Genomic DNA, 22,965 nt, shown 5'->3' with positions numbered 1-22,965 from the left:
GGCGTGGCGATCCCGCCCGGCCGGTACACCCGTCAGGACGGTTCATAGGCCAGATTGGGTCGCAGCCACCGCTCGGCGTCGGCGACGCTGATGGCGCGGCGGGCGGCGTAGTCTTCGATCTGGTCCTTGCCGATACGGCCCACTGTGAAGTATTTCGCCGCCGGGTTGGCGAAGATCAGCCCACTGACGCTGGCGGCCGGCGTCATCGCGAAGGACTCCGTCAGGCCGAGGCCGAGCTCGGCGGCCTTCAGCAGGTCGAACAGTTCCCGCTTCTCGCTGTGGTCCGGGCTGGCCGGATAGCCAAGCGCCGGTCGGATGCCCCGGAAGCGTTCGGCGTGCAGGTCGCCGAGGTCCGGCTTGGCGTCTGGCTCGAACCAGTCGCGGCGGGCCTTCAGGTGGATGTACTCGGCGAAGGCCTCGGCAAGCCTGTCGGCCAGCGCCTTAACCATGATCGCGCGGTAGTCGTCGTGCCGGGCCTCATAGTGCGCGGCCAGGGAATCGGCGCCGTGGATAGTCACGGCGAAGCCACCCAGGTGGTCACCGTCGGGGGCCACGTAGTCGGCCAGGCAGCGGTTGTCGCGGCCGGCCGGTTTCACCGTCTGCTGGCGCAGCATCGGCAGGCGCACCCCGCTGCCGAGGACAATGTCGTCGCCCTCGGAGTGCGCGGGCCAGAAGCCGTAGACGCCTCGGGCCTGGAAGGAGTCGTCCTTCGTGATCTTTTCCAACAGTGTGTTGGCGTCGTCGTAGAGCTCGCGGGCGACCGGCTGATCCAGGATCGCCGGGAACTTGCCCTTGAGTTCCCAGGCCAGAAACAGGAACTGCCAGTCGATCATCTCGCGCAGCTCGGGAAGGGTGGGCTGGACCGTCCGCCGGCCGGTGAAGTCCGGGGTCGGCAGATCGCTGAAGTCGACCTCCTCGCGGTTGGCGCGAGCCTCAGCCAAGCCGAGCATCGGCTGGGAGCGCCGGTTGGCATGCGCCTCGCGCAACTGCTCCTGCTCGACGCGGTTGGCGCGGTCCAGCTCGCGGGCCCGGCCATCGTCGAGCAGGTCGGACACCACGCCGACGACCCGGGACGCGTCGAGCACGTGCACGGTTGTGCCGTCGTACGAGGGGGCGATGCGGACGGCGGTGTGTTGACGCGATGTCGTGGCCCCGCCGATCAGCAGGGGCACCTTGAGGCCGCGGCGCTGCATCTCGGCGCCGACTGTGACCATCTCGTCCAGCGATGGCGTGATCAGGCCGGACAGGCCGATGGCGTCAGCGCCTTCGGCGACGGCCATGTCCAGAATCCGGCCGGCCGGAACCATCACGCCCAGGTCGATGACCTCGTAGCTGTTGCAGCCCAGGACCACGCCGACGATGTTCTTGCCGATGTCGTGCACATCTCCCTTCACGGTCGCCAGCACGACCTTGCCCTGCCCGCGGCCCGGGTCGACCCGGCCCTCCAGGCGGGCCTGCTCCCTCTCGGCCGCCATGAACGGCTCGAGGTAGGCGACCGAGCGCTTCATCACCCGGGCGCTCTTGACCACCTGCGGCAGGAACATCTTGCCGGCGCCGAACAGGTCGCCGACGATCTTCATCCCGTTCATCAGCGGACCCTCGATAACATCGAGAGGTCGGGCCAGGCCCTGCCGGGCCTCCTCCGTGTCCTGCTCGATGAAGTCGACGATGCCGTGGACCAGCGCGTACGACAGCCGCTCGGTCACTGGTGCCTCGCGCCAGGACAGGTCGACCTCGCGCTTCGTGCCGGAACCGGTAACGGTCGACGCGAAGGTGACCAGGCGGTCGGTGGCGTCCGGGCGCCGGTCGAAGATCACGTCCTCGACGAGTTCGACGAGGTCGGCGGGGATATCGGCGTACACGGCGAGCTGGCCGGCGTTGACGATGCCCATGTCCAACCCCGCGCGGACCGCGTGCAACAGGAACGCGGAATGCATGGCCTCGCGAACCACGTCGTTGCCTCGGAAGGAGAAAGACAGGTTGGAGATGCCGCCGCTGGTGCGAGCACCCGGGCAGCGCGCCTTGATCAGCGGGAGGGCGTCGATGAACGCCTTCGCGTATCCGTTGTGCTCGGCGATGCCGGTGGCGACCGCGAGGACGTTCGGGTCGAAGATGATGTCCTCCGGCGCGAACCCGGCCTGCTCGACGAGCAGATCGTAGGCCCGGCCGCAGATGGACATCTTGCGTTCGGTGGTGTCGGCCTGGCCGTGTTCGTCGAAGGCCATCACCACCACGCCGGCGCCGTAATCGTGGATCCGGCGGGCCTGAGCCAGGAATGACTCCGCGCCCTCCTTAAGGCTGATCGAGTTGACCACGCCCTTGCCCTGCACGCACTTGAGGCCGGCTTCGAGGACCGTCCACTTCGAACTATCGATCATCACTGGGATCCGGGCGACCTCGGGCTCGGCGGCGATGAGGTTGAGGAAGGTCGTCATGGCGCGCTCGCTGTCGAGCAGGTCGGCGTCCATGTTGACGTCGAGCAGGTTGGCGCCGCCGCGGACCTGCTCCAGGGCCACGTCGACCGCGCCCTGATAGTTGTCCGACTCGATGAGCCGGCGGAACTTGGCCGAGCCGGTGACGTTGGTGCGCTCACCGATCATCACGAACCCGGTGTCTGGTCCGATCGTGAACGGCTCCAGCCCACTGAACCGGGTGGTGTCAGCCGGGACGGCAACTGTCCGTGGCGGTGTGCCGGCCACGGCGGCGACGATCCGGGCGACGTGGGCCGGTGAGGTGCCGCAGCAGCCGCCGACGATGTTGACCAAGCCGGACGCGGCAAACTCGCCGATCAGGCCGGCGGTCTCCTCCGGCGTCTGGTCGTAGCCGCCGAAAGCGTTCGGCAGACCGGCGTTAGGGTGACACGCCACATAGGTACCGGCGATCTTGGAAAGCTCCTCGACGTGCGGGCGCATCTCGGCCGCGCCCAGCGAGCAGTTAACGCCGACGACCAGCGGTTCGGCCCGCTCTATCGAGCGCCAGAAAGCCTCCACGGTCTGCCCCGACAGGGTCCGGCCGCTGAGGTCGACGATGGTGACGGAGATCCACAGCGGCAGATGCGGCGCGACCTCACGGGCCGCGGCGATTGCGGCTTTCGCGTTCAACGTGTCGAAAATCGTCTCGATCAAAAGCAGGTCGACACCGCCCTCGGCCAGGGCCGAGATCTGCTCGGCGTACGCCGCGCGCACTTCGTCGAAGTCGACGGCGCGATACGCCGGATCCTCGACCTGCGGCGATAGCGACAACGTCAGGTTCAGCGGCCCGACCGAGCCGGCCACGAACCGCCCACCAAACTCGTCCGCCGCCTGCCGGGCCAGCCGCGCACCCTGAACGTTCATCTGATGAACCAGTGACTGGAGCCCGTAGTCGGCCTGGCCGATCCTCGTCGCCGTGAAGGTATTGGTGGTGGTGATGTCGGCGCCGGCGGCCAGATACTGCCGATGTACGTCCACAATGACGTCCGGCCGCGTAAGGTTGAGCAGGTCCGGATCACCGCTAACGTCCTGCGGATGGTCGACAATCAGGTCGCCTCGGTAGTCCGCGGCGGTGAGCTGCGCGCCCTGCAACATCGTTCCCCAGGCGCCGTCCAACACCAGAATACGCTGGGACATCAGCTGCCGCAGCGACGATGCAGTGCTTCTCTGGCTCAATAGCGCGCTCAAGCAGCCGCCTCCGAAGCTCGGAGGCGCCCTTGTTGAAGAAATGAAGGCCGAGCGTGGCGGGCTCCGCCCGTCGCAGCGCCTCTCGACCCGACAGGCAGATAGTACCCAGACCCGCTTGTCTAGACGTCCCGGTGAGAACCCGACGTCTGACGGCTGCGGTCACGCGGCAAGCCCGATCATGACGAGCACCCGCCCTTCACGGGCGATGTGGCGGCGGGGCCACATCGCCGCCACGAAACGATGACGCGGCGTTATCGGCTCAGTAGGGGGTCCGAACTCGGCACCGTCCCGCCGGCACGGATCGCTTCTGAGCTGCGGGTTTCGGAGAAGTCGGCACGGCAGGGCGGCGCGGATTTACGGCCGGAGGGCTGGCGGCTCTAGCCTCGTCCGAGCCCGACGGCGCGGACTGTAGACCCACGGCTGAGCAGCGCGCAAATAGCTTGCCGGGTTGCTAGACGAAGGTCTGGTCGTGCCGGGGTGTGTTGACGCTCGGTGGACGTTGGCTCGGGTCGCGAGATTGATCGAGCGCCGGTTCGGCGTCGCCTACACGCTGCGCGGGGTGTCCTATTTGCTGTGACGGATGTCCGGCTTGTACCGTGCCGAAACTCGTCGCACAGGGTGTGAGCTGCTGTTTCGCGGCAGTGACGCAGGATGGCAGGGGTGTTGGTTCGGCTGCTGTACCTGAGTGCGGTGCGGATGTTCGGCTGGTTGCCGCTGGCCACGCGCAGCGAGTCCGCGCTGGTCGCAGAGTTGCTGGTGCTGCGCCACGAGGTGGCGGTGCTACGCCGTCAGGTCGGTCGGCCGCGCCTGTCCTGGCCGGAGCGGGCGGTGTTGTCCGCGCTGGTCCGGGCCCTGCCACGGGAACTCTCAGGCATCGGATCGTCACCCCGGCCACCCTGCTGGCCTGGCATCGCCGGCTGGTCCGCCGGCACTGGACCTACCCGAGCCGGCCCGGACGACCACCGATCAGCGACGATGTCCGGGACCTGATCCTGCGCCTGGCCAGGGAGAATCCCGGCTGGGGGCACCGACGCATCCAAGGCGAACTCGTCGGACTCGGCCATCGGGTCGGCGCCGGCACCATCCGTCGCATCCTCGCCAGCTCGAAGCGCGGTCCCGCCCCACACGAGATCGACACCAATTGGCGGACGTTCCTGCGCGCGCAGGCGTCCGGCCTGCTGGCGACCGACTACTTCCACATCGACACCGTCACGCTGCGGCGGATGTATGTGCTGTTCGTCATGGAGATCACGACCCGACGGGTGCACATCCTCGGCGTCACCGCCCACCCGACCGCCGCCTGGACTACCCAGCAGGCCCGCAACCTGGTGCTGGACCTCAGTGACCGTATGACACTGTGCCGGTTCCTGATCCGCGACCGCGACGCCAAGTTCACCGCGTCGTTCGACACGGTGTTCGCCGCCGAAGGCATCGACGTGGTGAAGACTCCGCCACGCACGCCCAGGGCGAACGCGTTCGCGGAACGCTTCGTGCGCAGTGTCCGGGCCGAGTGCACCGACCGGGTATTGATCTCCAACGAGCAGCACGCCCGTACCGTGTTACGCCACTATGAGGACCACTTCGACCGGCACCGGCCACACCAGAGCCTGGATCAGCATCCACCCGACTACGACCCCGGCGTGGTCGTCGCGATCGACAAGCCGATCCGCCGGCGCCGCGTCCTGGGCGGCGTGATCAACGAGTATCACCGGGCAGCTCGAGCTACTCGCAAATTCGCAGCCCACAAGCCCGAAACAGAGTTTTGGCACCGTACAGGGTGAGATCGTGCCCGCGGTCTGAAAGGCAATTCGTCAGGCGTGACACGCCGGGAGTCCCGTCCCGGTACGCCGCGAAGGTGCCGGCGGTGTCATTCTTTCCGGCTGTCCGTGCTGACGGTGGGACTGGTGAGGTCGTGCTCGATCCGGCTCGCGGTCGTGGTCAAGGCGGCGATCCAGTCCGGCAGCCGGTCCCGGGAGAACCTCGCGGTCGGCATGGCCAGGCAGACCGCCGCGAGCGGTACTCCGCGGGCATTGCGGACAACTCTCCCGATAGCGGTGACGCCGTTCTCGGTCTTCTGGTCGTTGAGGGCGAAGCCTCGTTGACGCACGAGTCGTAGCTCGCGCCGCAGCCCGGCTAGATCGAGTTCCGGTGGTGTCCCGGCACCGTACAGGGCTGCCAGGTCGGCGTCGTCGAGGGTAGCGAGCAGGGCCTTGCCGCCGGAGACGAGGTGCGCGGGCAGCACGCGTCCCTCGCGGTTGCCGACGCGCAGGACTTGGTGGCATTCGACCGAGACCACGAACCGGATCTGGTCGCCCACCCGGACCTGCAGATTGACGGATTCGCCGACTTGTTCCATCAGGTTGCGCAGGTGTGGCAGCGCGACCGCGCGCAGGGTGGACACCGGTTCCGGCGTGGCGGCCGCGACCCGCAACACGGGACCCGGGTGGTAGCGCTTGTCCTCGTCCTGTTCTGCGAAGTCCCGGTAGACGAGCATCGCGAGCAGGCGATGCGCGGTCGAGCGGGCGATTCCCAGCCGCGCGGCGGCGTCGGAGACCCGGATCGGACCCTCCTGTTGCAGCAGCAGGGCGAGGTGCAGGGCATGGTCCACGGACTCGATCGCGTACGCCGGCTTGTTCTGCATGACAGAATAGTAAATCCCGGGTGACAGAACCTACCTAGAGTTCACCTCGCGAGATCAACCCAGTGAACTGGGCCGGAGCCACGACGCTGCCGGCGGCTCGGCGCTGGCTGGTGTTCCGTGCCCACACGTGCGACAGACGCAGGCACCCGGCCGCCCGCCGCCGCCCGGCCAACCAGAAGAAGCCGACACAGAAAGGAGCGCAGGTGTCCGACGATGCCCGCGACGTCCCTTCGCCGACCTCAGCGACAGCCAGTCCGGCCGAGGCCGGCGGCCAGCCGGAGCCGAGGCCGGCGCTGGAGCAGCTCTACCGCGGCTTCACCGACGAGCAACTCGTCCCGCTGTGGACCGAGATCGGCAACCTGATGCCGATGCAGCCGACTCCCGTGACGCAGCCGCACATGTGGCGCTGGCAGCACCTGCTGCCGCTGGCCGAGCGGGCCGGCGACCTGGTGCCGGTCGGCCGCGGCGGCGAACGGCGGGCCATCGCCCTGGCCAATCCCGGCCTGGGGGGCGCGCCGTACGCCACCCCGACCCTGTGGGCGGCGATCCAGTACCTCAACCCCCGCGAGTCGGCGCCCGAACACCGGCACAGCCAGAACGCCTTCCGCTTTGTGGTGGAGGGTGAGGGGGTGTGGACAGTGGTCGACGGCGATCCGGTCGCCATGCGACGCGGAGACTTCCTGCTCACTCCGGGTTGGCACTTCCATGGCCACCACAACGTCAGCGACGCCCCGATGGCCTGGCTCGACGGCCTCGACATCCCGTTCGTGCACTACACCGGCTCGGCGTTCTTCGAATTCGGCCCGGAGCAGGTCAGCGACACCTCCACCCCCGCACGCTCGCGGGCCGAGCGGCTGTGGGCCCACCCCGGTCTGCGGCCGGTGTCCCGGTCGCAGCGGGAGACCAGTTCCCCTATCGCCGCATATCGATGGGAGTACACCGACGCGGCGCTGGCGGATCAGCTCGTGCTGGAGGACGAAGGGCACCCGGGCGTGGTCGAGCCCGGCCATGCGGCGGTGCGCTTCAGCAATCCCACCACCGGCGGGGATGTGATGCCGACGTTGCGCGCCGAGTTCCATCGTCTGCGTCGCGACACCGTGACCGCGAGTAGCCGGGAGGTTGGCTCGTCGGTGTGGCAGGTCTTCGACGGTCGCGGGACCGTGCGGATCGGCGACCGGGAGTGGTCGGCCGAGCGCGGGGACATCTTCGTCGTACCGTCCTGGGCTTCGCTGGTCCTCGCCGCCGACGACGGCCTCGACCTTTTCCGATTCTGTGACACGCCGATCTTTGAACGTCTGCACGCCCACCGTGTGCAGGTTGAAGGAGCACATCGATGAGACTCGCCACTCTGCGTACCCCGAAGGGCACTCGGGCGGTCCGGGTAGCGGACACCGGTTACGTCGACCTCGGAGCCGACGACGTGGGTGCCCTGCTGGCTGACCCGGAATGGCGGGTACGGGCTGCGGCTGGCGAGCCGACGTACGAGCTGGCGGGGGCGGAACTCGCCCCCGTCGTACCGGCCCCGGGCAAGATCCTCTGCGTCGGTCTGAACTATCGAAGCCACGTCCTCGAGATGGGCCGCGAGCTGCCGACCCACCCCACTCTGTTCGCGAAGTACCCCGAGGCGCTCGTCGGCGGAACCGACCCGATCGTGCTGCCGCCCGAGTCCGACGCGGTGGACTGGGAGGCCGAACTGGCCGTGGTCATCGGTGCGACGGTACGCCGGGCCGACGAGCGCGAGGCCGAAGCCGCCATCGCCGGCTTCGCCGTCCTCAACGACGTCACCATGCGCGACTGGCAGTACCGCTCCGTCCAGTGGCTGCAGGGCAAGACGTTCGAGGCGAGCACCCCGTTCGGGCCGGTGCTGGTGACCCCCGACGAGCTGCCCGGCGGCGTACGTCCCCGGCTGCGGCTCACCGGGTCCGTCGACGGCGAGGTGGTGCAGCAGGCCTCGACCGATGACCTGGTGTTCGACCCGGTCGCCCTGGTGCGGTACATCTCGCGGATCCTCACCCTGCGTCCGGGGGACGTGATCGCCACCGGCACCCCCGGCGGAGTCGGGCACGCCCGCAAGCCCGCCCGTTACCTGCGGCCGGGCGCCCGACTGGTCACCGAGATCAGCGGCATTGGCCGGCTGGACAACCTGACCGTCGCCGAGGAGACGACCGGCGGCGACGTGCCGCTGGACGCCCCCGCCACATCGGAGCCGCCGGTATGAATGCCGCCGGCGGCGACCGCCTCCGCCGAGGGTGGCTGGGCCTGGGGACGGAGCTGCTGTTCGTCACGATGGACCGGCTCGACGACGCGGCGCTCGACCAGCCGACCGGGCTGCCCGGCTGGACCCGCCGGCACGTGCTGGCGCATCTGGCGTCCAACGCCGAGGCGCTCCGGCGGCTGGCCGGCTGGGCCCGTACGGGACAACCGAACCCGATGTACGCCTCACCCGAGCAACGCGCGGCGGACATCGCGCAGGGTGCCACCCTGTCGCCACAGCGGCTGCGGGACCGGGTACGAACCTCGGCGCACCGGCTGGCGGCCGATCTAGCCGAGCTACCCGACCCGGCCTGGCAGGCGCGGGTGATCACCGCCCAGGGCCGCACCGTGCCCGCGAGCGAGATCCCGTGGATGCGCACCCGGGAGGTGGCGGTGCACGCGGTCGACCTGGCGGGCGGGACCGAGTTCGCCGACCTGCCCGCGGACCTGCTGGCCGCGCTGATCGCCGACGTGACCGCACGTCGTTCGTCGCTCGGCGACGGTCCCAAGCTACATCTGCGAACCACCGACGACGAGCAGGTCTGGCGGGTCGACGGCCACGGCGAGCCGGTCACCGTGAGCGCACCCCTGGACGTGCTCGCGCGGTGGCTCACCGGTCGCGCCGACCAACCGCCACCCGGCGCCCCGGCCCCCGCGTTGCCCGCCTGGCTGTAACCGGCTATCAGCGCCGCAGCCGATTCGTCCGTCGTGATCTGGTCCGGGCAGCGAAGCCGGTTGCCGGAGCGGGGGCCTACCGAGCATACCGATCAGTCCCACAAGGGCTGACCAAGAAAGCAACCAAATAGCTGTTTCCTGCTCGCCTGATACGGAGAGATAGATTGAGAACGACAACAGCAGAGGCGGACGATTCCTCACAGGTCGCGCCGGCCAACTCCCAGGCCCGCCGGGTGACGGCCGCTTCCGTACTCGGCACCGTCCTGGAGTGGTACGACTTCTTCCTGTACGGCACCGCTTCGGTCCTCGTGTTCAACAAGTTGTTCTTTCCCGGCGCCGGTGACCTCGGTGGCACCCTCGCCTCGTTCGCGACCCTCGGGGGTCGGTTTCTTAGCCCGACCGATCGGCGGTGTGATCTTCGGCTACCTCGGTGACCGAAAAGGTCGCAAGATCACGCTCATCGTGACCCTCATGACGATGGGTATCACGACGACCCTCATCGGACTTCTTCCCACGGCCGATACCTTCGGTATCGGGGCGCCCATCCTGCTTGTCATTCTGAGGGTGGTTCAGGGAATGGCGGTCGGGGGTGAGTGGGGCACCGCCGCGGCCATGATCGTCGAGTCAGCTCCCCGGCAGAAGCGCGGGCTGTATGGTGGCTGGCTGCAGATCGGCGGTGGCGTGGGGACCATCCTGAGCACGGGATTATTCTCGCTGATGGCTCTGCTGCCTGAGGACCAATTCCTCGCCTGGGGTTGGCGAGTTCCGTTCTTGTTCAGTGTGGTGCTGGCGGTCGCGGGCCTGATCATGCGACGCACCCTGCAGGAGACCGAGGTATTCCAGTCGGTCAGGTCGGATGAGCGGAACAAGAGGAAGTCTCCGACGCTCGAGGTGTTTCGGCGTCATCCCAAGGAACTGCTTATCGCGGCGGGCCTGCGGCTCTCGGAGAGCGTCACCTACTACATCGTCACCGTATTCACGCTTTTCTACACCACGACCGTACTGAAGATGAGCAAGCAGGTGGTGCTGCTCTCGACGATCCTCGTCGTGACCATCGCGATTGCCACCCTTCCCCTCTTCGGCAGTCTGTCGGATCGCGTCGGTCGCCGGCCCCTCTACCTGGGTGGGGCGCTACTGTCGGTTCTTCTCGCGGTAGTCTTCTTCCCGATGGTCTCCACCGGTTCGGTACTCTTGATCGTGCTGGCGTTCGTTCTCATAATCAACACCGGCCGCGATCTGCAGTACGGTCCTCAGGCGGCTTATCTGAGCGAACTCTTCGACGACGACATCCGGACCACCGGCGTCAACATCGCCGCGCAGATCGGGAACGTCGTCGGCGGCGGGTTCGCGCCGTTCATCGCGGCGGCGCTGTACGCAGCCGGTGGGCTGACCCCGGTGGTCATCTACTTCGCGGCTGTCTGTGCCCTGTGCGCCGTGGCCGCCTACTTCGCACCGGAGACGGCCGGGCGGGAATTCGGCGCGTCTCGTGAGACGGCCACGGACAAGGTCGCGTCCGCCGCTGGCTCGAACCTCGGCGTGTCCTCTCAGGGGGCGTAGCACTCATGGCGGACCAACCGGGGCGAGAAGCGATCACCGATGTGATCAATCGCTACCTGATCACCGAGTTGCTGGCGCGCTACTGCGAGAAGCTCGACGAGTACGACATAGCCGCACTCGCCGATGTCTTCGCTGATGACTGCGTCATGGACCAAGGGCCCGGCAGGGGAGGGCCGATCAAGGGTCGCGACAAGGTGCTGGCCGGCATGAAGGCGAGGCAGGCGCTCTTCCGGCGGACCCAACACATCCTGGGGCAGACCAGCCTCCGGTTCGACGCTGGCGGGGCGAACGCCCTCACCTACGTGACCGCCTGGCACCAGGGCTGGGACATGACGACCGGTGTCGCTCGTCTCCGCTATCGCGACCGCCTGGTGCTCAGGGTTGACGGATGGCTGATCCAGTCCCGTCGAGCAGAGGCGCTCGGCGCCGAGGGGTTCGACGAATCCCAGTGGAACTGGGTCGCCAGAAAGGCCCCTGACGATTCGGAGGCCCCGATGAATATAACTGATCGTGATCGGAAATGACTATGACGAGCGATTCTTCCTACCTGCGGACGTTGCAGGCGAAAGAGCGGTTGCATGAACTCGAGATGGCGTACTGCCGGGGCATAGACCGGCGCGATCCCGAGCTGCTGCGGTCCATCTACTTCGACGACGCGGTCGTGCAGCACGGCAACATGTTCACGGGCACCGCCGATGGCTTCGTGGGCTGGATCCTGGGCGATTTCGTCAAGAGCTACGAACTTACCGCTCATTACGTGTTCAACGAGTGGTACCAGGTGGCTGGGGATCGGGCAGAGGGTGAGGTCCACCGCATCTCCTACCACCGTATTTCCGAACCGGCGAGCGAGATAGTTGCGGCGAGCCGAACCTTCAACCGCTATGAACTGCGACACGGCGTCTGGAAGATCAGTTACCGCGACGTCATCCGGGACTGGATTCAGGAACGCCCGGTGGATACGGCGCTGTACAACGGGAAGTTCGCTATGGAGATCAGCCGGCCCGGGCCGGCGGACCGGAGCTACGAGGTGCTGTCCATCTTCGGTCGGGGGCCGATCGACGGAGCGTGAGTCGGCGAACCGATCACACCGTGTCATGACGGCTCAGCGAGGTTAGCGGGGGTTGAGGTGTCCTCGGGTGCGTCGGGTGGTGGCGCAGCGGGTGCGTAGTCGCTGGTTGACGGGGTTGCGGAAGCCGTAGGCGTCGCGGGCGACGGTCTTGATCACTCGGTTGGTGCCCTCGGAGCCGGCGTTGGTGATTCCGGTGCGGATGAATGCCAGGATCTGGGGCCACCAGGTCTGCACGGTGGTGGCCAGGCGTTCGAGTTCGGGCAGGTCGGCGTTGGCGCACCGACGGTAGAAGCGGTACCGCAGTGCGGCGATGCGTTCACGGTCCGGGTCGGTGCGGGCCAGCGCGAGCAGGTCGAGCAGGTCTTCCTTGGCGTTCCACGCCGTCAGGATCGGCACGCCGATGCGTGCGGGCAGCGCGGACAGTTCGGCTTCGAGGTCGTCGACGTGCTCGGCGCGCATTCGGGCGGCGGAGCGGGTCAGCCGGTTGCGCAGCTCCCACTCACGGTTGCCTTTGCGTCCGCGCCGGCCGCGGCCTGCACGGTGACCCGGCGGCGGACCTCGGTGACGGTGGCGTTGGCCAACTGGACGAGGTGGAAGTGGTCGACGACGAGCTGTGCGTGAGGCAGCACCCGCTCGACGGCGGACTTGAAGATCGTGCACATGTCGATCGCGACGTGACGGACCTGATCACGCCACTGCGGTGGGCGGGCCAGGAGCCAGTCGGCCACGACCTGGGCGGTGCGGCCCTCGACCTGACCGAGCAGCCCTTGCCCGCCCGACAGATCGCAGAACCCGACGTGCCAGCGGTCCACGGTGCTCTGCCACGTGCCGGTGGCCTCGTCGAACACGAACTTCGGCCGGCCCCGTCGGATCTCATCGATGCCCAACACCTCGACAGGTCGCGGCTGCTCAGGCAGCACCGCAGCCGCATGCGCCGCGAACGCGGCGGCGACCACCGGCCAGGACACCTCATGATCCCGCGCCGACTGCACCACCGTGCGTCCACCGTCGGCGACCGCGGCACCGGCCGCTGCCCGCAACCGTGCGGTCAACCGCTTACGGGCCGGCACGGCCGCCACCGCCTCGGTGAACGACCCCCGCCGGCAGCCAGGCTCATCACAACGCCAACGGCGCTTACACCACCGCAGACTCGGCCGCCGCCCTCCCACGGGCAGGTCACGCGGCCGGGTCACCCGCCGGCCCTTCGACCTACGCGCCGGTGTTCCGCACTCCGGGCATTGCCGTGCCTGCTCATCCGCGGTGACCAGGTCCACCACCGGACCGTCCGGCCCGTCAGCGACTCCGACGACCGCCAGACCGGCAAGGCCCAACAGCCGCGTCGTATCCTCAACCATGCCCGTGGCTCTTCTGTTGTGATCAGCTTGCCTCGACAACAAGATGATCACCAAGGCCACGGGCACCCTCACACCAGGGTCCACCTCGGACAGACCGGCGGCATCAGCCGACCCCCATCAACTTCGTTGAGCCGTCATGACGCTCCTGGCGGCTTACCACGGAAAAGGCTCTGATCCGGGTAACCCCAGGATCAGAGCCCTGAAGGGGCGGGGCCGGTCAACCCCTTCGGTCAGGGATTTTGTGACCGGTCTGTCCTGGTTCCCGGCTCGGTGCAGACAAACGCCGGCGAGGGGTCGGGGTCCAGGTTCGACCGTAGATCGACCCGCGTGGCGGGCTTGGCCTTGACGCCGGCCCCGAGCGGCGCATGACCTCCGGCGGCAACTCGGGCTCGCCGGTGCTGAACGCCAGCCACCGGGTGATCGCCCTGCACCACCTCGGCGGTTGCCCGTCGAACCAGGGCGCGAAGGCGCACCTCATCTACAACGAGATCGCCAGTCTGATCGACAACGGCTGACGACGGCCGACGACAACGGGCCGTCAGGGCGCGATCCGCCCCGACGGCCCACCGGCATTTACGGTCACGACCGCAACGGCCGAGCCGCCCAGTCGGCGGCGAGCTCATCCGGGTCACCGGTCCGGAACAGCGGCGGCTCGTGCAGCAGGAAGTCGCGGTGGCTGATGTTCCAGGCGTACGCGCCGGCCATGGCGAAGGCCAGCACGTCCCCCACGCCGATCGGCCCCGCGGTGGCCGAGCGGGACAGCACGTCCTTCGGGGTGCAGAGCTGCCCGACCACGGTGACCGGCCCGCCGTCGCTGCGCGGGCCGTCGGCACCGCGCCGCCGGTGCACGCTGAACGGTTGCGGGTGGCCCTTCGCCGCGGGTGTACGCAGGTGGTGGGTGCCGCCCGCCACCACCACGAACCACTCGCCGTAGGAGCGCTTCACGTCGACCACCTCGGTGAGGTACGCCCCGCAGTAGGCGGTGACCGACCGGCCCGGCTCGATGCGCAGCCGCAGGCCGGGGTACGCGTCGAGGACGTCCGCCAGGGCGCGGCCGTAGCTCACCCAGTCGAATCGCGCCGTCGGGTCGCCGTAGTCGACGGTCATTCCTCCCCCGACATCGACCTCGGCGGCACCGACCTCGGCGACGGACCAGCGGACCACGGCGGCGGCGACCGCGCCGGCGAGCGGGGCGTCCAGTCCGCTGGCCAGGTGGGCGTGGATTCCGCGCACCTCGACGCCGGCGGGCGGCCGGCGGGCACACTCCACCGCGTCGGCCGGATCCATGCCGAACGGGCTGGGTCCACCGCCCATGATCAGGCTCGCGCCGGGCGCGGCCACCGGCAGGTTCACCCGCAGCAGCACCTGGGCCGACCGGCCCGAGGCGGCGGCCAGCGCGCCGATACGCCGCAGCTCGGCCGGCGACTCGACGTGGATGCGGTGCACTCCGGCGGCGAGGGCCGCGGCAAGATCCTCGTCGGTCTTGCCGGGCCCGGCGTACGCGCCCGGCGCCCGGCCCGGCAGCACCTCGGCCAGCCTGCGCAGCTCGCCACGGCTGGCGGCCTCGAACCCGTCGACGACCGGGGCGAGGGTCCGCAGCACCCCCGGGTCCGGGTTCGCCTTGACCGCGTACAGCAGCTCGATCCCCTGCGGCAGCGCCGCGCGGACGGACCGGGCATGCGCGGCCAGCCCGTCGAGGTCATGGACGTAGACCGGTCGGGTCACCGTGGCCCGCCCATCGGATTCGGCACCGGCACGAACGGGGCGGCACGGTCGGCGTCGCGTCGCCACCGGACCAGCAGGTTCGCCTTGGCCACCAGCGGCTCTCCACTCAACAGCGCACGCAGCTCGGGCGGATCGCCGAGGTCGGCCGACACCGCCTCGACGACCGTACGGAGCTCCTGCCACAGCCGCGGCTCGATCCCCGGTCGCCCGTCGGCGAGAGCGCCGCAGACCCCGCCCAGGTGGTTGACGAACAGGCAGTAGACGATCCGGCGGCGGGCGTCCCGCGGACCGTAGCCGACCTGCGGCGGGACGCCGTCCGGCCAGCTGGCCCACCGGTCGGTGTCCAGCTTCAACCCCTCCAGGTCCCGCAGCAGCATCCGCACCGGGTGACGCTCCCGGTCGAGGACCACGACCACGTTCTGCAGATGCGCCTCGTGCACGACGCCGTGGCTGAGCCAGCAGCGCAGCACCGCCGGCACCAGCAGCCCGATGTACGCGCGCCACCAGGGCACCGGATCCGGTACCGCCAGCGGCGTGGCGGCCAGCGCCGCCGCCAGCACCGGGGTGTCCCCGGGTCGCAGGTGCGGACGCAGGCCGGTGCGCAGGATCGTCCCGTACGCCTCGTCCGCGCCCGCGACGTTGACTGTGCGGTAGGCAGGCTCGGCGAGCACCCCGACCCCGGCCGGCATCGGCACCCGGGCCAGCAGCTCGGTCAGGGCGACCGCGCCGGTGAGTTCGTACCGTGCGTTCTTGCGCAGACAGTTGGTGATCCGTACGTGCAGGCTGGTCTTGACGAACAGATCGGCGTCGGGGGCGTAGAGGGTGCGGACGCTCGCTGTCGGCCGTACCGGAACACCAGCCGCACCGAGGTGGCGAAGCCGCGGGTCCGCTGGCGGGATCAGCGACAGCTGCCAGGGGTGCACCGGCAGCACCCGGTGCCCGGCCGGGGGCCGCGGCGGGTCGAGGGCGGTGATCAGCGGGTCGAAGGGCCCGGCGCCGGCGACGAGGTCGTCCGGTACGGCGAGCCAGTGCAGCCGGAACGCGGTGCGCAGCTCCGGCGCGTAGGCCCGCCAGCTGTCCGGATCACCGCTGCGCCACTTCGGCGTGGGGTGGTGGGGGTGGCCGAAGATCAGCGACTGTTCGGAATCGACGTACGCGTCGATGGCCGGCTCGCCGGTGGGGGTGGGATCCTGCGCCGGACGCTCGGCGAGCAGCCGGGCCACCGTGTCCCGGCTGGCCTGGACCTGCCCGAGGAACTCGTCGTTCACCTGGCCGGTATGAGCGGCGAGCTCCGCCGCGACCAGGGCGGCCAGGCCGGCAGCGTCCAGGTCCTCCCACCGGCCGTCGTCGGTGTTCCGCTGCACCGGCCCGACGTACCGGTGCGCGCCGAGCGGCGAGGTTCGCGCGACGGCGCAGCGCAGTGTCACGCCAAGGTGCCGCAGCAGCAGGCGGGCGGCCCCGCCGACCACGGTGGCGTTGCCATCGGGCAGGGCGATCTCGCGCAGCAGGCAGCCGAAGACGGTGTGGGCCGCGGCCAGGTCGGCGAGGTGGCTGGCGCCGACGCCGGGCCGGGAGCGCAGCTGAGCGCTCGTCATCGTGCCTCCCGGAGGTAGTTCGGGCCGGTGCGCCGGTAGTACTTGTTGACGTCAGAGCAGCCGAGCCGCTGCTTGGGCAGCAGGGTGCCGGCGGTGAGCATCGCCTTGATGGGCAGGTGGGCGGCCCGCAGGACCCGCTCGGTGAAGGATCGCACCGCCGGCCCGTCGCCCCAACGGTCCCGCGCCGCCGCCAGCCGGGGCGCGAGCGCGGCGGCCGGTGCGGGCACCGGCAGCCCTCTGTCGGCCAGGGCGATCAGGGGCGCCGCCGCGGCCAGGTGCAGGGTGATGGTGATGAACACGTCGGCCAGCTCCTGCGGGTCGCGTGCCCACATCCGCTCGTCCCGCAGCGGGAGCCCCGCCGGGCCACCATGCCGGAGGTCCAGTCGGGCGCCGTCGTTGTCCTTGTAGAGCAGGCCGACCGACCCGTCCGGGTGCACCAGCAGGTGGATGTTCTGCGGGTGCGCCTCGAGGGCCACCCCGTGCCGTAGCCAGAGGCAGACGTGCCAGTCGAGCAGCAGATCCAGGTAGGAGTCAAGCAGCGTCTCGGGCCGTCCGCGGCTGACCCGTTCGAGGACGGTGCCCGCGACCGGATCGGGTGCGGCGAGGGCGGCGACCGGCACCACCTGCACCCCATCCAGATCGCGCGGATACCGGCGCAGCAGGAAACCGCGACGTTCGTCGCCGTCGACGTACGCGTAGGTGCTCTCGTCGGCATGACGGATCCGGCCGGCGAAGGCCGGTTCCGCGGTGGCGATCCGGTCGAGCAGCCCGGCGACCGTCGCACCGTCGACCAGCGAGCCCGGGTGCAGTGTCCGCCGGTTGCGGGCCCCGAGGCTCGCGGTCGGCAGCGGCACCTTCAGGTGCAGGTACGGGTCGTGGTCGAGCGCGACGGTCCGCATGGAGAGGGTGGGCCGCGCGGAGATCATCGGTAGGTCCGCCGTCGGTATCGCGTCGCGTGCCGCGGTGAGCGGATGCGCCGGCATCAGCACCTGATCCGGGCGGGGAGCCGACGGCCACCACGCCGGAAGGTCGCCGGTGCTGGTCACGTCCTCGACCGGAACGGCGTACCAGCGCAGGGGGAAGCGCGGCGCGTGCTCAGGCGCGTACCGGAGAAGGTCGTCGTCGTCGAGTCCGTGCCGGCACCGATCGGTGGGGTAGACCGGATGACCGTGGTGCGCGGCGAGCACGTCGTCCAGGAGCGCCGCCGCCATGCCGGTGGGGGTGATCGCACGCTGGGCGGCCACGGCGGCGAGCACGCGTGGCCGGGCACGGGCGGCGAGCCGCCGGGCCCGCAGGTCGGCTCGGCACTCGGCACCGAAGTCCCGCCAGCCCGCCTCGGCCTCGACGTCCCCGTGCGGAGCGAGCAACCTCAGCAGACCGTCCAGTGTGTCTGCCCGCCGGGTGTCCCCGTCGATGACGACGTGCACCACCGGTGCGGCGCTGCGCAGGACCTGCTGGAAGCCGTCCGCGCGAACCGGAATCCGGAGCATCCCGGCGTCGTGCGGGACTTCCCACCAGTCGGGAGCCGCCAGTCTGCCTCCGCTGAGCAGGCCGAGGTGGTCCTCGCGCAGCAGCGCGTCGAGCACCCGGAGGAACACCTCCCGCTCGCAGTCGTCGCTCACTCGACAATCGTCCACTGGAGGTCGCGGCGGAAGGTGGCAAGGGACGCTCGGACGCTGTCCTGGTCGGGGCCGATCGCGTGCAGCACGGCGAGGTAGTCGCGGTTGGTGCCGGTACGGGCGGCGGTGCGGCCCACCTCGCGTAGGGGTCGGCAGCTCAGCCGGACGTCGCCCCGGGTCGTGTCCAGTCGGCCGGGTGCCGCGGCGAGCAGGCCCGTCCGGTCCGCGCAGACGTACTCGACCCGGGCGTACCGGTCGACGGTGGCGGGCAGGTCGAGGGCGGCCAGCGGTTCGCCGAGGTGCAGCCGGATGACGTACTCGAACAGCGGCACGCCGAGCAACTCGGCGAGGATCAGGTCCATCCGGTCACCGATGAGGCGGTAGTTGACCTCGATGAGGCGGACCCGGCCGTCCTGGACCACGTACTCGGTGTGGCAGGCGCCGAGGCCGACCCCGAGCGCGTCGAGCCGCGCTCGCAGCTGGGTGCTGGTCGGCTGCGCCGGGGGTGACCAGTCGAGGCTCTCCTCGGTGAAGGTGGGCGGCGGCCCGAGGTGGGTGCGCCACCCGCCGAGGTCGGCCAGCGCCGTACCGTCGCCGAGGGTGTCGTAGGTCCGCAGCTCTCCCGCAAGGTACTCCTCGACCACGAGGGCGACGTCCGGCCGCCGGCCGCGGATCTCGGCGACCCGGGCGCCCAGCTCCCGGTGGTCGGCCACGAGGTAGGCATCCTCGCTGGCCACCCCCTCGCGGGGTTTGACCACCGCCGGGAACATCTCCTCCGACACGGCGGGCGGGACACCGGGGCCGACGGCGACGGAGCGGACCAGGTCGAGCCCGGCCGCCTCGATCGCCCTGCGGGCCGCGGCCTTGTCCTTGCAGAGACGTGCCGCGTCGGGATCCTTGCCGGGAAGACCGAGCTTGCGGGCGGCGACGGCGGTCACCTCCTGAAGGTGGTCGCTGTTGGACAACAGCGCCACCGGTCGGTCGGGTGCTGTCGCCGCGACCACCGCTGCCGCGTCCCGGATCGCACACCGCGCCACCGGCGAGCCGGCCGGCCACTCCCCGGGTCGATCGGTCAGCACGGTGACCGGCAGACCGAGCGATGCCGCCGCCGGGAGGAAGCCCTCCAGGACGGCGTCGGTGGGGTTGAGCGCGGTGATGTAGAGCCGCATACCGCCTCCGTCGACTAGGACTATCGCCGTTATTAGGCTAGCCTATCCTTATTGTGGAGGTATGCGCGGTCTGGGTGGCTCTGCTGCCTACCCCCGACGGGCTCAGACTCCGACCGGTGCGCCCGGTGCAGCAGCCCGGCGGCCACCAGGCCACCGACCAGGACTGCGACGGCGCCCACCGTCTGCCCGGTCTCCAGCGCCGAGGCGAAGGCGACGGTGACCGCCTCCCGTTCCGGCCCTTCACGGGCCGCGGCGAGAGCCGCCGGGAACGATCCGGCACCGGCCAGGGTGGCCGGCAGCAGGGCGGCGAACCGGGCGTTCAGCACGGCGCCCAGCACGGCGATGCCGAGGCTGCCGCCGACCTCGGTCATGGTGCCGTCGACCCCCGCGCCGGCGCCGGCCTTCTCCGCCGGGATCGCGCTCATCACCGCCTCGACGATCGCCGGATTGGCCAGAGCGCAGCCGACACCCATGACGAGCAGCCCACCCAGCAGCACCCCGTAGCCGTCGGAGGGGAGCAGGGTGACCACTGCGAGACCACCCGCTAGCAGCGTCATGCCCACGGCGATGGCAGCAGCCAACCCGAGCCGACGGATCAGGGCCGCGGCGACGCCGCTGACGTTCAGCAGCACAATGGACAGAGCGAACGGCGCCATCCGCAGGCCGGCCTCCCAGGCCGGGTAGCCGCGGACGAACTGCAGGTGCTGGGTGAGCAGGAACAGCGCGCCGGTGGCCCCGAACGTGATCAGGACGACGCCGGAGATCGCGCCGACGAAACGCCGGTCCCGGAAGAAGTGCATGTCCAGCATGGGGTCGGTGGTCCGCCGCTCCCAGTGGACGAAGAGCCCGAGCAGGAGTACGCCGACGGCCGCCGTGCCGAGCACCCCAGCCGACACCCAACCCCGCTCCGGCCCGGAGATGATCGACCAGACGACGGCGGTCAGCCCGGCGGTGGAGAGCACCGCGCCGACCACGTCGAGGCGGCCACCGGCCGCATTCCGGGACTCGGGTATCAGCGCACGGCCGACCACCAGGCAGACCAGCACGACGGGGACGTTCATCAGGAAGATGGCGCCCCACAGCAGGTGGGCGAGGATTGTGCCACCGATCGGTGGTCCGACAGCAAAGCCCAACGCGCTGGTGGCAGCCCAGATGCCGATGGCCCGGGACCGTTCGGCACCGTCGAACACCTGCATCGCGACCGCGAGGGTGGCGGTGACCAGCAACGCACCACCGATGCCCATCCCGGCCCGCGCGGCGATCAGCTGCCCGCTGGTGCTGGCGAGGCCGGCGGCCAGCGAGCCGAGCCCGAACAGGACCAGCCCGGCGAGCAGCATCCGACGGCGCCCGTACCGATCGGCGGCGCTGCCGGCGGTGAGCAGCAGACCCGACAGAACCAGCGCGTACGCGTTGATCATCCATTGCACGTCGGCGGTGCTGGCGCCCAGCTCGGTGGTGAGCACCGGCACCGCCACGGTCAGCACCGTGTTGTCCAGCACCACGACGAGCTGGGCGGCACAGAGCACGGCCAGGATGAGCCACCGGTGGGGCAGCCGGGCCGACGCGGTGGTCAGGGTGGCTGACCGAACCGCCGTCTGACCGGCGGTCGGCGCGTCCACAGCCGCCCCGTGTCCGCCACCGAATGTCATGCCACTGCCTTCACAGCGTCCGGTGTTGGCTCCGTGGCCGACCCGGGGAGGGGCGCACGGGGGAACCGTCGCTGGTGCGCGAGGCCCAGGGCGACCCCGGCGACCACCAGCAGGATGGCGGCGACCGCGACGGCCGGATAGCCGACCCGATCGGCCGCCGCGAGGCCGACGGAGGCGGCCACGAACGAGCAGACCAGCCCGAACGACGACAGCACGGTGAAGTCGGTGCCGCCGGTGCCCGGTCGGGAGTAGTCCATGTTGACCGTGTAGAGCACGACGTTGGCGATCGTGTAGGCGACCATGAAACAGCAGAGCGCGACGACCGTCCCGGCCAGCGGCGCGCGGCCGTTCATCAACGGCAGCAGCATCATCGTCGACACCACCAGGGCCAGTCCCCCGAGCACCAGCACACCGCCGCGCCCGAACCGACCGATGCCGAGCCCCGCGAGCAGACCGGCCACGATGGCCGGCGCGCTGATCACCACACCCGTCACCACGCCGATCCGGCCCAACGACCATCCCGCGTCGACCAGGGCCGGCGTCACCAGGGCGTACGCCATGCCGGCGCCGACGTAGACCAGGGGCACCACGCCGAACGTCCACCACCGGCACCCCGGCTGGCCGAACACCGACAGCAGCGCCCGGTAGGCCGTGCCGACCCGGGCCACCCGGTCGGTACGGGCCGGCTCACGGAACCGCCACACCACCAGCAGGCCGATGGCTGTCAGCGCGGCCAGCAAGCTGATCGCCGGCACCCAGCCGAACCGGTCGTAGACCACCACGCAGGCGCCGCCGCCGAGCAGGTTGCCGAGGTAGCTCGCCGCCACCTGGATGCCGTTGCCGGTCCCACGGGCCGACTCGGTGAGCATCCGCACGGCGACCGCGTCCACGGCGATGTCCTGCGTGGCGGAGAAGAGGACGTACAGCGCGCAGATGGCGATGACCGGGCCGAGCGCGTCTGCCGGGCGGGAGAACGGCAGCAGCGCCAGCAGGGCGATGACCAGGGCGCTCTGGAGCACGAGCAGCCAGGATCGGTAGTGGCCACGGCGACGGGAGCCGTACCGGTCGAGGATCGGCGCCCAGAGGAACTTGACGGGCCAGATCAGACCGACGATCTGCAGCAGGGCCAGGGTGTCCAGCGAGGTGCCGCCGTCGCGCAGGATGGCGGTCAGCCCGACGGTGATGAAGCCGATGCCGAGATACTGCGTGACGTACAGCGCGGTCAGGGTGCCGAGGCGACCCGTCATGCGGCTTTCCAGTACGCGAGAGACGTCAGCTGACCCTTGTCGACGCTCAGGGTGCGCCGGACGTGCCGGACGATGGTGCGGGTGCTGGCCGCCTCGCAGGCCACCCAGTAGTGGGCCGCGTCGCTGGCGGGCAGGGCGGCGCAGACCGTGTCGACCAGGTGCTGCCCGGCGTCGCGCCGAGGCACCCAGGTGACGTCGTGGTGCGCCCTGGCTCGTGGCGTGAGCGCCTTCCCGCCCTCGTGGGCGTACTCCAGCCAGACCGTCGCCTGGATGTCGGCGCCGGCGTCGAGCAGGCTGTTCACCGCCGGCAGGGAGGCCGCGTCGCCAACGAGGTAGAGGTGCCCGGGTGCGGGGTCTGGCAGCTGGAACGCGCTGCCCTGGACGGTGGCGCCGATGGTGTCGCCGACCCGTGCCGTGGTGGCCCAGCGTGCGGCGCAACCGTCGTGGATGGCGAATTCGAGGCTGAACCGGCCCGTCGCCGGGTCGGGGTCCACCAGCGTGTACGCGCGCTGGTGTGCGCGGCCGTCATTGTCGAACCACAGCCGGACCCACATCGTGGGGTGGACCCCGCACGCCTCCAGCAGGCCGCCGCCGTCCAGGAGCAGCCGCTGGTAGTGCCCGTCGATCGACTCGGCGCCCAGCACGGTCAACCGAAAGTCCCGGCCTCCCATGGCTTTGAGGACCAGGGCCTCCCAGTTCCGTTTCACGCACCCCTCCAGGTAAGGTCAGCCTTCGTTAGGGGAGGGTAACCT

22 protein-coding genes and 1 riboswitch are annotated in these 22,965 nt (G+C 70.1%); of the genes, 11 read left to right on the top strand and 11 right to left on the bottom strand.

Annotated features, from left to right (window positions below; translation table 11 throughout):
• Positions 1–32: 32 nt before the first annotated feature.
• Positions 33–3,647, bottom strand: coding sequence for a methionine synthase (gene metH / locus ABZU69_RS12865; RefSeq protein ID WP_354964635.1), 3,615 nt, complete (start codon positions 3,645–3,647; stop codon positions 33–35).
• A 26-nt stretch (positions 3,648–3,673) separates the two neighbouring features.
• A riboswitch (S-adenosyl-L-homocysteine riboswitch) is annotated at positions 3,674–3,749 on the bottom strand.
• Positions 3,750–4,128: 379 nt separating this feature from the next.
• Here metH and ABZU69_RS12860 point away from each other — a divergent pair.
• The 3 genes from ABZU69_RS12860 (at position 4,129) to ABZU69_RS12850 (ending at position 5,440) form a co-directional block, all read left to right on the top strand.
• The gene (locus tag ABZU69_RS12860; protein ID WP_354964532.1) at positions 4,129–4,236 is read left to right on the top strand and encodes a winged helix-turn-helix domain-containing protein; all 108 of its coding nucleotides are present in this window, start codon (positions 4,129–4,131) and stop codon (positions 4,234–4,236) included.
• Between the two features lie 83 nt (positions 4,237–4,319).
• Positions 4,320–4,649 (top strand): hypothetical protein, encoded by a 330-nt coding sequence (locus ABZU69_RS12855; protein WP_354964531.1) that lies wholly within the window; start codon positions 4,320–4,322, stop codon positions 4,647–4,649.
• Between the two features lie 233 nt (positions 4,650–4,882).
• On the top strand, positions 4,883–5,440 hold the full coding sequence (locus ABZU69_RS12850; protein WP_354964530.1) for an integrase core domain-containing protein: 558 nt from the start codon (positions 4,883–4,885) through the stop codon (positions 5,438–5,440).
• A gap of 86 nt (positions 5,441–5,526) precedes the next feature.
• On the opposite strand, the gene ABZU69_RS12845 is transcribed toward ABZU69_RS12850, so the two are convergent.
• The gene (locus ABZU69_RS12845; protein WP_354964529.1) at positions 5,527–6,300 is read right to left on the bottom strand and encodes an IclR family transcriptional regulator; all 774 of its coding nucleotides are present in this window, start codon (positions 6,298–6,300) and stop codon (positions 5,527–5,529) included.
• Positions 6,301–6,503: 203 nt separating this feature from the next.
• Between ABZU69_RS12845 and ABZU69_RS12840 the strand changes: the two genes are divergently transcribed.
• The 7 genes from ABZU69_RS12840 to ABZU69_RS12810 all read left to right on the top strand — a co-directional run bounded on the left by ABZU69_RS12840 (position 6,504) and on the right by ABZU69_RS12810 (position 11,854).
• Entirely contained in the window at positions 6,504–7,637 is a 1,134-nt protein-coding gene (locus ABZU69_RS12840) for a cupin domain-containing protein (protein WP_354964528.1), read from the top strand.
• Positions 7,634–8,518 (top strand): fumarylacetoacetate hydrolase family protein, encoded by an 885-nt coding sequence (locus ABZU69_RS12835; protein ID WP_354964527.1) that lies wholly within the window; start codon positions 7,634–7,636, stop codon positions 8,516–8,518. Before ABZU69_RS12840 ends, ABZU69_RS12835 begins: the two co-directional genes overlap by 4 nt.
• Positions 8,515–9,228, top strand: a complete 714-nt coding sequence (locus tag ABZU69_RS12830; protein ID WP_354964526.1) for a maleylpyruvate isomerase family mycothiol-dependent enzyme — start codon at positions 8,515–8,517, stop codon at positions 9,226–9,228. Before ABZU69_RS12835 ends, ABZU69_RS12830 begins: the two co-directional genes overlap by 4 nt.
• A gap of 164 nt (positions 9,229–9,392) precedes the next feature.
• Positions 9,393–9,662: a hypothetical protein gene (locus ABZU69_RS12825; RefSeq protein WP_354964525.1), complete on the top strand. Its 270-nt coding sequence runs from the start codon at positions 9,393–9,395 to the stop codon at positions 9,660–9,662.
• Entirely contained in the window at positions 9,640–10,785 is a 1,146-nt protein-coding gene (locus ABZU69_RS12820) for an MFS transporter (RefSeq protein ID WP_354964524.1), read from the top strand. Before ABZU69_RS12825 ends, ABZU69_RS12820 begins: the two co-directional genes overlap by 23 nt.
• A 5-nt stretch (positions 10,786–10,790) precedes the next feature.
• Positions 10,791–11,309 carry a nuclear transport factor 2 family protein gene (locus tag ABZU69_RS12815; protein ID WP_354964523.1) on the top strand — a complete coding sequence of 173 codons (519 nt, stop codon included), beginning with the start codon at positions 10,791–10,793 and terminating at the stop codon, positions 11,307–11,309.
• Positions 11,310–11,311: 2 nt separating this feature from the next.
• Complete coding sequence (locus ABZU69_RS12810; protein WP_354964522.1) at positions 11,312–11,854, top strand: nuclear transport factor 2 family protein; 543 nt, start codon at positions 11,312–11,314, stop codon at positions 11,852–11,854.
• A 42-nt stretch (positions 11,855–11,896) separates the two neighbouring features.
• Here the strand turns inward: ABZU69_RS12810 and ABZU69_RS12805 are convergent, their stop codons facing one another.
• A complete protein-coding gene (locus ABZU69_RS12805; protein WP_354964521.1) occupies positions 11,897–12,313 on the bottom strand; it encodes a transposase in 417 nt (138 codons plus the stop codon).
• A gap of 17 nt (positions 12,314–12,330) precedes the next feature.
• Complete coding sequence (locus ABZU69_RS12800) at positions 12,331–13,209, bottom strand: ISL3 family transposase (RefSeq protein WP_354964520.1); 879 nt, start codon at positions 13,207–13,209, stop codon at positions 12,331–12,333.
• 365 nt (positions 13,210–13,574) lie between these two features.
• Here ABZU69_RS12800 and ABZU69_RS12795 point away from each other — a divergent pair, with 365 nt between their 5' ends.
• Positions 13,575–13,724, top strand: a complete 150-nt coding sequence (locus ABZU69_RS12795; protein WP_354964519.1) for a hypothetical protein — start codon at positions 13,575–13,577, stop codon at positions 13,722–13,724.
• Positions 13,725–13,788: 64 nt separating this feature from the next.
• Here ABZU69_RS12795 and ABZU69_RS12790 read toward each other — a convergent pair whose 3' ends face one another.
• From ABZU69_RS12790 to ABZU69_RS12760, 7 genes are read right to left on the bottom strand one after another with little or no spacing between them, the layout of a single operon-like run.
• Positions 13,789–14,934, bottom strand: coding sequence for an alanine racemase (locus tag ABZU69_RS12790; RefSeq protein ID WP_354964518.1), 1,146 nt, complete (start codon positions 14,932–14,934; stop codon positions 13,789–13,791).
• Entirely contained in the window at positions 14,931–16,529 is a 1,599-nt protein-coding gene (locus tag ABZU69_RS12785) for an IucA/IucC family protein (RefSeq protein ID WP_354964517.1), read from the bottom strand. The genes ABZU69_RS12790 and ABZU69_RS12785 overlap by 4 nt, the downstream gene beginning before the upstream one ends.
• Complete coding sequence (locus ABZU69_RS12780) at positions 16,526–18,151, bottom strand: IucA/IucC family siderophore biosynthesis protein (RefSeq protein WP_354964516.1); 1,626 nt, start codon at positions 18,149–18,151, stop codon at positions 16,526–16,528. The genes ABZU69_RS12785 and ABZU69_RS12780 overlap by 4 nt, the downstream gene beginning before the upstream one ends.
• Complete coding sequence (locus tag ABZU69_RS12775) at positions 18,148–19,317, bottom strand: siderophore biosynthesis protein (RefSeq protein ID WP_354964515.1); 1,170 nt, start codon at positions 19,315–19,317, stop codon at positions 18,148–18,150. Before ABZU69_RS12775 ends, ABZU69_RS12780 begins: the two co-directional genes overlap by 4 nt.
• Before the next feature lie 32 nt (positions 19,318–19,349).
• On the bottom strand, positions 19,350–20,966 hold the full coding sequence (locus ABZU69_RS12770) for an MFS transporter (protein WP_354964514.1): 1,617 nt from the start codon (positions 20,964–20,966) through the stop codon (positions 19,350–19,352).
• Positions 20,963–22,213 carry an MFS transporter gene (locus ABZU69_RS12765; RefSeq protein WP_354964513.1) on the bottom strand — a complete coding sequence of 417 codons (1,251 nt, stop codon included), beginning with the start codon at positions 22,211–22,213 and terminating at the stop codon, positions 20,963–20,965. The genes ABZU69_RS12770 and ABZU69_RS12765 overlap by 4 nt, the downstream gene beginning before the upstream one ends.
• Entirely contained in the window at positions 22,210–22,920 is a 711-nt protein-coding gene (locus tag ABZU69_RS12760) for a siderophore-interacting protein (RefSeq protein WP_354964512.1), read from the bottom strand. Before ABZU69_RS12760 ends, ABZU69_RS12765 begins: the two co-directional genes overlap by 4 nt.
• Between the last annotated feature and the right edge of the window lie 45 nt (positions 22,921–22,965).

Source organism: Micromonospora sp. NPDC005206, assembly GCF_040608175.1.
Taxonomy (GTDB): domain Bacteria; phylum Actinomycetota; class Actinomycetes; order Mycobacteriales; family Micromonosporaceae; genus Micromonospora.
The sequence above is the reverse complement of the archived record's forward strand: the minus strand, read 5'-3'. Positions and strand labels throughout refer to the sequence as shown.